At 62.9% G+C, this 12,555-nt stretch carries 5 protein-coding genes; 3 read left to right on the top strand and 2 right to left on the bottom strand.

Annotation, left to right across the window (positions count from 1 at the left end; genetic code table 11):
* Window positions 1-246 (bottom strand): transposase (locus ACWCQ6_RS32890; protein WP_451095499.1); only part of this gene is annotated, 246 nt, incomplete at its 3' end.
* Window positions 243-602 carry a transposase gene (locus tag ACWCQ6_RS32885; protein ID WP_451095497.1) on the bottom strand — a complete coding sequence of 120 codons (360 nt, stop codon included), beginning with the start codon at window positions 600-602 and terminating at the stop codon, window positions 243-245. The genes ACWCQ6_RS32890 and ACWCQ6_RS32885, both read right to left, overlap by 4 nt.
* 326 nt (window positions 603-928) lie before the next feature.
* On the opposite strand from ACWCQ6_RS32885, the gene ACWCQ6_RS32880 reads away from it, so the two are divergent.
* From ACWCQ6_RS32880 to ACWCQ6_RS32870, 3 genes are all read left to right on the top strand, one after another.
* Window positions 929-4,600, top strand: coding sequence for a LamG domain-containing protein (locus tag ACWCQ6_RS32880; protein ID WP_451095495.1), 3,672 nt, complete (start codon window positions 929-931; stop codon window positions 4,598-4,600).
* Between the two features lie 161 nt (window positions 4,601-4,761).
* Window positions 4,762-11,316, top strand: a complete 6,555-nt coding sequence (locus tag ACWCQ6_RS32875; protein ID WP_451095493.1) for an RHS repeat-associated core domain-containing protein — start codon at window positions 4,762-4,764, stop codon at window positions 11,314-11,316.
* A gap of 128 nt (window positions 11,317-11,444) precedes the next feature.
* Window positions 11,445-12,284, top strand: a complete 840-nt coding sequence (locus tag ACWCQ6_RS32870) for a hypothetical protein (RefSeq protein ID WP_451095491.1) — start codon at window positions 11,445-11,447, stop codon at window positions 12,282-12,284.
* Window positions 12,285-12,555: the final 271 nt, after the last annotated feature.

Raw genomic sequence — 12,555 nt, 5'->3', positions numbered from 1 at the left:
CCGCAGCCAGTGCAGGTGCGCGGCCGAGTGGTAGGCCTTGTCGGCGCGGAGCCTGCCCGGACGGCGTCGGCGCGGACCGCGCCGGGAGCGGGTCGAGGGTATGCCCAGGACCAGCGGCAGTAGCGCCTGGCTGTCGTGGACGTGAGCGCCGGAGACGCCCAAGGCCAGGGGTAGGCCCTGAGCGTCGGACAGCACATGCAGCTTGCTGCCCTTCTTGCCCCGGCCGACCGGGTTGCGCCCGGTCAAAGATCCCCTTTTTTCGCGCGGACGGAAGCCGCGTCCACGATCGCCGAGGTCCAGTCCACCTCGCCGCGAGCGCCGAGCTCGTCCAGCACGGCCTGGTGCAGGCGCCGCCACAGCCCGCCCTTCGTCCACGCGGAGAACCGGCGGTGCGCGGTGGCCGGCGAGATGCCGAACGACTCAGGCAGATGCCGCCAGGCGCAGCCGCTGGTCAGCACGTACACCACGGCAGTGAACGCCGACCGTTCATCCACCGGTGCCGTCCCGCCACCCTGCGGACGCGACGCAAACGATGGCAGCAACGGAGCGACAAGCGACCAGAGTTCGTCAGGGACCAGCCGTTGAGACAGATCAACACCCATGGCACGGCATCATGCCGTACAACCTGACGCCACGTGAGACAAGCTCTCGGTTAATCTTGCAAGGATTTCGTATCGCGGATGATTGGAATATCTCATACTCATATGTCCCAGTTGTCGCGGGGGCAGGTTTTTACATGTTCATTCATGCGCCATGTAAATCCTTGACGATCAACACGACCTGCGCCTACCGTCCGTGAGCGGTCTTCACTAGAAGGTCATGAACATGAAGGGTCTGGGGAGGCCCTGTACCGGGGTGGGGGAGAGTTTTGTCTGTCAGTAGACAGAGGGTTGGGCGGGTGTTGGGCCCACTGCTTGGCCTTGCGCTCATGTCCGGTGCGGCTCCTGCCTATGCAGCCGGTTCCAGTGCTGTGGTCAAGGCGACTGCCAGCGCCGATGGCTTGGCTGGGGAGCAGACGGCGCTGGCGCAGGCTGCAGAGACCGGGGAGCCGGTCGAGATCACCGCAGCGCGCACCGAGTATGCGACGACCGAGGCGAATCCCGATGGCTCGTTCACGCTGACCCAGTCGACGGCGCCGCGGCGTGTGCGGGCAAGTGACGGTTCGTGGCAGGGCGTGGACACGACGCTGGTGCACCGTTCCGACGGTTCTGTGGGACCGAAGGCCGCTGTGGTGGATCTGGCGTTCACCGGCGGCGGCGGTAAAGACATGATCCGTCTGGGCAGTAAGCAGGGCTCGGTGTCCCTGGGCTGGCCCGACGTGCTGCCGGAGCCAACTATCAATGGTGCGACTGCCACGTATGCGAATGTCATGGCGGGCGTCGACCTCGAGTTGACGGCGACGGCCGAGGGCTACCACGAGGTTCTGGTCGTCAAGTCAGCTGAAGCTGCAGCCAGTTCAGAGCTGGAGCAGGTGACCCTGTCAGTTTCCGGCGAGGGCTTGCAGATCGTGCCGGGAGCCGGCGGAGGCCTGCGCGCGGTCGACGAGAACGGCAACACGGTCTTCAAGGGTCCGGCAGGTCAGATGTGGGATTCTGCTGGTGACCAAACACCTGCGGCCCAGCAGGCCCGCGTAGCAGCGGCGGATGATCCGCAGGATCCAGCCGGTGAGGGCGATTCCACGCAGCCGGGGACAGGCGATGCCACAGCCGTGCTTCCGGTAAGGGTCGAGGGTGAGGCTGTCTCGGTGACGCCGGATCTGGACCTGCTGCGGGGCGCGGGGACGGTTTATCCCGTGCGCATCGACCCGTCGGTCGGACTCGGGGTGTCCGAGCGGTCGGTGGTCTCCTCGGACGGCGACCGATGGTGGCAGTTCAAGGGGGAGTACGGCGTTGGGCTGTGCGGGAACGCGGACGGGTACTACTGCGGCAACGGATACAAGAACCGGATGCTGTACGAACTCTCGCCGAGCCAGCTCGTGGGCAAGTACATTCTGGATGCAACCTTCCGGGCATTTGAAACATGGTCGTTCAACTGTGATGCGCACTGGGTGGACCTGGTGCGGACCGACAACATGTCCGAAGGCACCCGTTGGCCGGGACCGAAGATTCTGGACCTGATGGGCGACAGGAATGTGTCCTACGGTCGTGGTGACAAATGCAGCCCGTCGCAGCCTGACCACTGGGTTGAGTTCAACGACAATCCTGCTGAGCCGGATGAGAACCTCAAGTCCACGGTGCGCTCGTTCGCCGATGGGAAGATCAAACGTCTGACATTCATGCTGAAGGCCAAGGATGAGGGCGACGCGCGATCCTGGAAGCGGTTCGACGACAATGCCGAGCTCAAGGTCAACTATGCCCATCAGCCGGGTGTACCGACCAACGTGGGAATCGTTCCAGGTAACGGCAGCACTTCGTACTGCAGGACGTCGTCGACGGACCCGTTGATGGTGACCCGCGTTGACCCGATGGTCCAGGCGCGCGTTCAGACAAAGGTCGAAGCTCACCAGGGGGATGAGGAGGGATCGCTGCAGGCTGAGTACATTGTCGAGCGCGGCGACGACGCCGCATGGCATCAGGTCTGGTCCGACTACCGTCCAGCCAGCGGCTGGGTTCCCGACGAGACACTGCAGAGCCTGCGCACGTCCAATCGTGCAGATGGCGGCCTGTATCGCCTCAAGGCGCGTACTCAGTCCCACTGGTCATATGACGGCGCTTCGGGTGATCTGTTCTCCCCGTACTCGTCGTGGTGCTACTTCAAAATCGACTCGACTGCTCCGAAGATTCCGACCATTACAGCGGGCGCCCCATACACCGCATGCACGGTGACGTTGTGTGAGGGCAAGGGGGGCCCGGGCATACCGGGCAGCTTCACCTTCGCACCCAACGCCGCGGACACCGATGTCAAGGCCTACCGGTGGCGTCTGCTGACGACCTCGGCCCAGGACACCAAGCAGGTCACAGGATCGACCGTGACCGTCAATGACGTCACTCCGTCCCTGACTGGTGCCCAGGTGCTGTCGGTCGAGGCCAGCGACCTCAAGCTCGACTCCTCCGGCCGGACGAGGTGGGGGACACCGGCGGAATTCACGTTCAAGGTCTCACCGGCAAGCGGCCCGGTCGGCCGATGGCACCTGGATGACGGGGCTCCTGGTTCAGGCATTATGACCGCCAAGGACACGGCCACTGAGGTCGGCGCCCGTCACGATGCGACGTTCTTTGGCGCAGATGGTACGGGGTGGTCGACGCGTGCACGCCGCGGTGACCTGGACTATTCGCTGCGTCTCAATGACGACACCACGGATCCGGCAAAGCAGGTTGGCTACGCGGCTACCGCCACTGCCGCGGTGAACACGAAGGACTCGTTCACGGTCTCGGCGTGGGTGCAGTTGTCGAACCCATCGGCGAACCGGGTAGTGCTGACTGAGCCCGGCACGAACGGCAGCGCGTTCGCTCTGTACTACTCCTCGAGCGGCAAGCAGTGGATCTTCAACCGTACGGACAGGGATCAGGCGGTTCATACGTTCGTCCGGTCCGTTGCCGACCAGGTGAACCCGCCGCTGAACGTATGGACACACCTGACGGGCGTCTTCGATACCAAGGGCGACACAGACAAGAGCAACGACACGATCCAACTGTTCGTGAACGGACGCCCGCAGGGACAACCCGTTGTGCTGATCAAGAGCGCACCGAACTACGAGCCCTGGACCGCCAACGAAGGGCTGCAGATGGGTCGTTCGAAGCTCAGTGGCAAGTACGGCGAGAACTTCTTCGGTCTCCTGGACGAGGTAGCCGTGTGGCAGCGCCCCCTCACCGGCGACGAGATCGCCAAGGAGGCGCAGGCCGCTGTGGACGACGTGCCGACCAACGAGCTCGTAGCCCAGTGGGATGCCGCTGGTGCCACGACCACGGCGATACCCGAGACCACGGCCTACCCCGTGGCATCGATGAAACTTGCGGGGGGCGCCGCTCCGAACGCAGACCAGAGCGCGGTGGTGCTCAACGGAACCACCGGCTATGCCTCCATGACCGGCCCGGTGGTCGACGAGAGCGGTTCCTTCACGGTCTCGGCATCGGTGGAGGTGGACTCCGAGGCACTTGCGGCGAAGCCGGTGGGCTACACCGGACAGGTGGCCGGCCAGCGCACGGGCAACGAATCAGCCTGGGCGCTATGGATCACCAAGCCCGCAGCCGCCACGTATCAGTGGAAGTTCACCCGGACCGCCCTCGGCCCCGACGGCAAAGTCACCCAGAGCGCAGAGGTTCCGGGCGGGGACCTCGCCGAAACCGACACGTGGGTCCAGGTGACCGGAGTCTTTGACGCCCAGGAGTCCTGGGACGACACCTCCGATCCGTCCAAGACAGTGTCCCGCTACGGAAAGCTGCACCTGTACGTCGGCGACTTTGATCAACCGTCCGATGCGAGTTCAGGCTTTACAGCGGCCCAGCCCGGCAGCGGCGAACTGGCCATGGGCCGTGGCGCCAAGGGTGGAACCGCCGGCAACTACCTGGCCGGCAGCCTTGAGGGTTTGCGGATCTGGACGGGTGCCATGACAGCGGATCAGGTCAGCTCCCAAGTACAGCCCGGATCGAGCACAGGCTGACCGGCGAGCCAGGTGGCGGCACTGGTCGAGCCGCCACCTGGCAGCCCTGTTGCCCAAGCTTTCAGATTCTTTGCGTTGCCCACCAAACGTCCCCCTCGGCACTGTCCGCGGGGCAAGAACGCCGGCCGCTCAAGGCGGCCCATGCGGGGAGCGGAAACCAGATGAACGGGTTCGGATCAGCTATGCGCGCACGCAGAAGCGGACCAGGTGGCACATCCTGGACACGGCGGATCGCGGCGCTTGCCGGCTTCACTCTCATACCGGGACTGCTGTCGCCGGTCGCGTTCGCCGCGGATGCTGATCCACTGGGCAAGCCGCAGATCGAGCTGCACCCTGACAAGGTGTCGCCGTTCACCGCGAAGGTGAACAAGAAGGTTGCGGCGACGGTGAAAAAATCGGCTGCCGAAGGCCGAGTTGCCGTCGCACGGGCCAAGAAGGACCGCGAGAAGGTCGTCACCTGGCCGACATCCGGGCAAGCGGCAATGACCCTTCCGGCGTCGGGGCCGGCGAAGGCATCACCCGGTGCGCTACCACTCACGCTGAACCGTCCGCACCGGGCCAAAGGGAAGAAGCAACCCAAGACGGCCGACTCGGTTGAGGTCAAGGTCCTTGACCAGAAAGGGGCAGCGAAACTGGGCGTCAAAGGCATTGTCCTGTACGCAACCGGTCCTGCCACCGGCGGTAGCGTCCAACTCGGCATCAATTATGGCAAGTTCGCTTCCGCCTATGGGGGAGACTGGGCTGGTCGACTACAGGCATTGCGCCTCCCGACCTGCGCAATAAGCAGTCCGACGAAGTCCGCCTGCCGTACCCGTGTGCCCCTTGAGTTTACCAACCACCGTAAGCACAACCGCATCGATACACAGCTGACCTTCGGCACGGAACCTACTGTCGGGCCTGAGGCCAGGGCCGAAGAACGCACGATGGTCGTGGCGCTGGCTGCGGGCACCAAGTCAGGCGGCGGCGACTACAAGGCGACCCCTCTGGCTGCTTCCTCGACCTGGGAAGCAGGAGGCTCCGCCGGTACGTTCACCTGGTCGTACCCTTTGCGCACGCCACCCGCAGCGGCGGGGCCGGCGCCGGATCTGTCGATCTCCTACGACTCCGGTGCGGTGGATGGCCAGACCGCGAACACCAATAACCAGGGCACCACGATCGGTACCGGTTTCGATATCACCTCGTCGTACATCGAGCGCAAATACGGCGTGTGCGACGACGACGATCAGCCGGACAAGTTTGATCTGTGCTGGAAGTACGACAATGCCTCGCTCGTCCTCAACGGCAAGTCCAGTGAACTGGTCAAGGACGACACGTCAGGCGAGTGGAGACTGAAGAACGACGACGCCTCCACTGTCACGCACTCCACCGGTGCCGAGAACGGCGACGACGGCGACGCGGGCGTCGACGGCAAGGGCGAGTACTGGACTGTCACCACGGGGGACGGTACGAAGTACGTCTTCGGTCTCAACAAGCTGGATGGCGCGGGGACTGCCGACCGCACCGACTCTGTATGGACAGTTCCGGTCTTCGGCGACGACTCCGGCGAACCCGGCTACGCGGACGGCACCAGCTTCTCCGGCCGGGCCAAGAAGCAGGCATGGCGGTGGAACCTCGACTATGTCGAGGACACCCACAAGAACGCCATGTCCTACTGGTACGCGGCTGAGACCAACAACTACGACCAGCTCGGCGACGACAATACCGGCACCCGCTACACCCGAGGCGGGTACCTGAAGGAGATGCGCTACGGACAGCGAGCCGACAGCCTCTTCGCCACCCAGCCCGCCTCGAACAAGGTCACCTTCACCTACGTCGAACGCTGCGACGCATCAGGCACCGGCTGTGACTCCTTGACCGAGGACACCAGGGACAACTGGCCGGACGTTCCGTTCGACGCCGTCTGCAAGGACGGTGGCAAGTGCACCGGCAACGTCGGCCCGACCTTCTTCTCTCGCAAGCGGATGACCGGTATCGCCACCTATGCCTGGGATGCCGCGGCGCCCACCCCCGGCTTCTCCGCCGTGGACAGTTGGACACTGAAGCAGCACTACATCGACCCCGGTGACACGGGTGACTCGATGGACCAGTCGCTATGGCTGGACGAGATCAAGCACACCGGCAAGCGCGGCACCGACCTCGCCCTGGACCCGGTCGTCTTCACCCCTGAGTCCCACCCAAATCGTGTCGACTCACCCACCGACGACATCCTGTCCCTGGAAAAGCCACGCCTGAAGACGGTCACGTCCGAGGCGGGGGCACAGACCAGCGTCACCTACATGGACGCTGGCTGCACCTCCAGGGACACCCTGCCCCGCCCGGACCAGAACACCGGACGCTGCTACCCGGTGTTCTGGTCCCCGAATGGGGAGAAGACACCGATCCTGGACTGGTTCCAGAAATATCCGGTCGCCTCAGTGACCACCACAGACGCCCACGGCGGGTCCGAAGCCGTAGAGAACACCTACACCTACTCCGGTGGCGGTGCCTGGCACTACAACGACGACCCGATGACCAAGGAGAAGGAACGCACCTGGTCCATCTGGCGCGGCTTCGGGCAGGTCACCCATCTCACCGGCGTTCCCGGCAAGACCCGGTCGAAAACCGTCACTGTCTACATGCGCGGCATGAACGGCGACCGCGTCCTCATGGACGACGGGAAGACCCTCGACCCGGACAAACGGAAATCCGTCAAGGCCACCGGCATCAAGGCCGCAGAGATCACCGACTCCGAACCGTACGCCGGATTCACCCGCGAAACAGTCACGTACAACGGTGCCAACGAGGTCGGCGGCACCATCAACGACCCATGGTCGAAGAGAACAGCAACACAGCACAAGTCGTACGCCGACACCGAGGCGTATTATGTGCGCACCGCCGCGACCCACACCCGCACCAACATCACCAGCAGCGGCATATCCAAGGACCGGGTCCGTTCCACTGCCACCACCTTCGACGACTACGGCATGCCCGAAACCGTCGAGGACAAGGGCGACGATGCCATTACGGGTGACGAGAAGTGCACCCGCACTTGGTACGCCCGCAACGACACCCTGGGCATCAACTCCCTGGCAGCGCGGACACGCACGGTCGCCAAGCCCTGCTCCACCGCGGACTCCGCGTTGGACCTGCCCGCGGACTCCACCAGACCCGGCGATGTCATCTCCGACATCGCTACCGCGTACGACACCACCACCTGGAGTGCAGCGCAAAAGCCCACCAAGGGTGAAGTCCAGTGGACGGGCCGGGCCAAGTCCTACGGCCTCGATGACGCGCCAGTGTTCCAGAAGCTCGTCACCACGACCTACGACATCCTCGGCCGGCCACTCATCGTCAAGGACACCAACGACGCGCTCGTCACAACCGCGGCATACGTCCCGTCGGGCAAGATCGGCCCTTTGACTTCCAGCACGAGCAGCAACATCAAGGGCTACACCACAACCACAGAGGTGGACTTCGCAACTGGCGCTGCCACCAAGGTCACCGACCCCAATGGCAAGATCACTGAGTCCGAGTACGACTCGCTGGGCCGTGTCACCAAGGTGTGGCTGCCCAACCGGCTCAAGATCCTGAACGCCACTCCGAACTACGTCTACAACTACAGCATCACAGCCACGGACACACCGTGGGTCTCGACCGGCTCGCTCAAGGGCGACGGTTCCGGCTATAACACCGCCTACGAGATCTACGACTCCCTGCTGCGGCCCCGGCAGACGCAGACCCCCTCGCCCAACGGAGGGACCATCGTCGCCGAAACTCTGTACGACGAGCGAGGCCTCTCCGTCACCAGCCTGGCGGACATCTGGGCGGACAAGACAGTCCCGTCCGGGAAACTGGTTGGAACCGAGGGCAGCCAGGCACCCATGGAAAGCGACACCACCTACGACGGCGCCGGGCGTGCCACCTTGTCGGTGACCAAGGTTCGGGGTGTCGAACGCTTCAGGACCAAGACGGACTACACCGGTGACACCGTGTCCAACAGCGCCCCAACAGGGGGCCAGGCCACGATGATCACCACCAACGCACTTGGCCAGACAACGGAACGCCGCGAGTACGCAGGACCACAGGCGACTGGCAGCGACTACACCACCACGGGCTACGAGTACACCCCGGCCGGCCAGCAGAAGATCATCACCGGGCCCGACCAGACCAAGTGGTCATACACATACGACCTCTTCGGACGCCAGGACAGCGCCACCGACCCGGACAAGGGCACCTCGCACACCCACTACAACGCGCTCGACCAGGTGACCAGCACCAGCGACTCCCGTGGCAAGACCCTCATCTCCGAGTACGACAATCTCGGCCGTCAGACCGGTTTGTGGGACGGGGCCAAGTCCGATGCCACCCAGCTTGCCTCCTGGGGTTTCGATGACTTGGCCAAGGGCCAGCAGGACACGGCCACTCGTTACGACGGCGGCCTGACCGGCAAGGCGTACACCACCAAAGTCACCGCCTACGACAACCTCTACCAGATCACCGGCAGCCAACTGATCCTGCCCGACACCGAGCCGCTGGTCACGGCGGGGGTACCCAAGACGCTGTCGTTCACCACCGGCTACAACATCGACGGAACCGTCAAGCAGGCATCCCAGCCCGCCGTCGCAGGCCTCTCCGCCGAGAACATATCCAACAAGTACAACGCCCTCGGCCAGCAGACCTCCGTCCAGGGCACCACCACCTATCTCCAGACAGCCGCCTACTCCCCCCAGGGAGACCTGCGCCAGCTCACGGTGGGCACCGACTCCACCAGTTCGGCAAAGAAGGCCTACCTCAACTACGACTACGAGGACGGCACCCGCCGACTGACCCGCTCCTACGTCACCGACGACGTCCACGGCTACATGCCCCAGGAGCTGCAATACACCCAGGACGACGCCGGCAACGTCACCTCCATCTTCGACGCCAGCACCCAGGGCGGCACAGTCAAGGCCGACTACCAATGCTTCGAATACGACGGCAACCGCCGCCTGACCGAAGCCTGGACCCCCAAGACCGCAGACTGCGCCAAGAGCGGGCGCGCCGCCGCCAACCTCGACGGTGCGGCTCCTTACTGGACCAGCTACACCTACTACAAATCCGGTCAGCGCGAGAGCGAGAAGCAACACACCGCCTCGGGTGACACGACAACGTCGTACAAGTACGGAACCACCACTGGCCAGCCCCACCCACTGACCAAGACGACCGGCCCCAAGACCAGCACCTACGAATACGACGACACGGGCAACACCACCAGCAGGCCCGGCGCCCAGGCCCAGCAGACCCTGGTCTGGAACTCCGAGGGCAAACTCGTCTCCACCAGCGAGCCCGCCATCGACAGCAAGCCAAAGCTGGAAACGAACTACCTGTATGACGCCTCCGGCGAGCTTCTGATCCGACGCGCGACCGGCGACGGCGACACCGTCCTCTACCTCGGCGACACAGAAGTCCGCCTCACCACCAAAAGCACCACGAAGACCCTTTCCGGCACCCGCTACTACACAGCCGCCGATAAGACCATCGCCGTACGCACCGCCACTAGCGGCACCAGCGGCACCAAGCTCGACTTCCTCTGCTCAGACCCCCACGGAACAGCCACCCTGGTACTCGAACCCACCACCTGGGCCGTCACCAAGCGCTACACCACCCCCTTCGGCTCCACCCGCGGAACGAAACCCACCACCTGGCCCGACGACAAGGTCTTCCTCGGCAAGCCGGCCGACACCACCACCGGCCTCACCCACATCGGCGCCCGCGAATACGACCCCACCATCGGTCAATTCATCAGCGTCGACCTCGCACTGACTCTCGAACAGCACCAATCCCTGAACGGCTACGCATATGCCAACAACACCCCCGTCACTTCGGCCGACCCCACCGGGCTATGGATCGACGACGGAACCGGCCATAGCGAGCCGAGGCACAACGGAGGCATAGCCGGGAGCGACAACTGCTACGCAGGCAACATGTCGGCCAGCTGCTATGGCATCGGTGGCAACAATATGGGGACCGGCGGTGCCGGCGGAGTTGGCGGCATTAGTGGTACTGCGGCCGCAGGCAGCCACGCCCAAACAATGACCAACGGCAACGGAGGCGTCCTCGCTTGCGCAGCTGGCCATTGCTTTGGTGTCAACCTAGGCCCGAGTGACTTCAGCCAGAACGTTGGAAACTACAGTACGAGTCTCCTGGCAGATGGCGACTTGTGGTCGGGGATTTTTGAGACCCTTGGGGGCGCCATTGTCGGTGGAGGTGGCCTTTTTGTCGCAGCGACGGGCGTAGTGGAATGCGGAACTGGTGTCCTGTGTGTGGCAGGTTCGGTGCAAATGGTTGGCGGGGGAGCGGTAGCCACACAAGGCTATCTCTGGTCAAGGGAGGGAACCGATAAGCTTGGTCAAGCATTTTCGAAGGCGAAATCTAACGCGGGTTCTTCTTCTGGGGCCTCCCGGCAGGAAGGTCCGATTCTCACCAAGAAGCAGTCCAATGATATAGCTGATCGTCTTGGCTATTCGGTCACGAAGGAAGATTCTGCCCGAAAAGGGATTAAGATCTGGAAGAATAAGAAGGCCCCAGCTGATCTGCGATATATAACGCAGGACGTGACCGGGCATGGCGGAGGGCTTTTCAAGGCGGGACCCACGATAGACTCACTCAAGACTACGAAGAGTAATCTTCGAAGTGGGTCTTATAGTATTGAATACTCGAAGGGCTTCGACATATCTCTGAAGTGGGTGCGCCCGTGAAATTGTGTTTCCTTGTCTCAAAGTATGACGCGTCGAGGCGTTCTGGCGAGGTTACTGACTGGACGTCGTTCGACGATATAGGTAGATCGTTTAACGGTCAGGTCCTGACGGCTCTGGAGTATCGCCGAGTGGAGGATTTGTATATCTCTTCGGTTGAGTTTCTGGTGAGTGCTCTCGATGTGCAGAGGTTTACATTGAGGGATATTGTTCTCAGCGAACCTCCACCGCCGTGGCTAGGTGATGTTCATGATGGCCGCGAGATCGACCTGGAGGTCGGATTTTCGTTGATCAGGACCATGCTTCGGAATGGGATGATCTCGTGTTCGCTGGAGAGCGAAGGAGCCCTGCGGGTGAGGGTCGAGACGGACTTCTATCTATCGGTGGAGATCTGTGCGAACGCGGTGAACTTCCTCGCGCATATCGAGCGCATGGGGTTGCACTCGGTTCAAGTGCCGTGCCTGGAGGAAGAGGAATCACTCGTCTCTCGACCTGTAGACGATGGGTTCTGGCGAGAAGTCGCTAAATTCTCGAGAAGTGCAACCTCCGTTCCGGTCGTTCTGGAGCGCTGGGCCCAAGGGCCTCACGGATATCAGTGGTATCTGATTGAGGGTGGAAATTTCTCGCGGGTCGCTAAATCCGTGAGGCGGCATTCCTTGGTTGTAGCGTACTTTGATGCGAAGGTTCAATGGGTTTCTCGAAATGAGTTCGGGAATTCGATCAAATCGACCTTGCTTGAAGATGATTTCGTCGTAATCTTCTCTCGCTCGAAAGGTGAAGAGAAGGTAAAATTCGTTACGTGTGGGGAAGGTATTCCATTGCCTGGAGAGGGCGAACTGCCTCCTGGTGAAGATTTTGGATACTTTGTTTGGCCAGATGAGGATGAGTCGCCGACCCTTCGCGCGGTAGTGCCGGGCGAGGATGGCAGGATCGTTGCTCGATGGCCCGAAAATGACGCCAGTGCCTCGTGACCCTCGTGCGGAACTTTCGAGTTGTTTCCGGCGATCTTCTTAGTACTCCAGCAGCGGTTCGTGTCCTGAACTGCGTTTTCGGTAGTGGCAGCTGCGGGCGATGGCTTGGCGACGTCTTCTCCAGGCCGACCAGTTCAGTGCGTGGGTGACGGGGTCGCGGTCGGCTCTTGGGCGGGCAGGAGAGTGTCCAGGAGCCGTCGGATCTCTGCCACGGTGAGCGGGACGAGGGCTGATCCGTTTCTGCAGCCCCCTTTGCGGCCTCGTCGCCGGC

This window comes from Streptomyces sp. NPDC001880 (assembly GCF_053594575.1).
The sequence above is the reverse complement of the archived record's forward strand: the minus strand, read 5'-3'. Positions and strand labels throughout refer to the sequence as shown.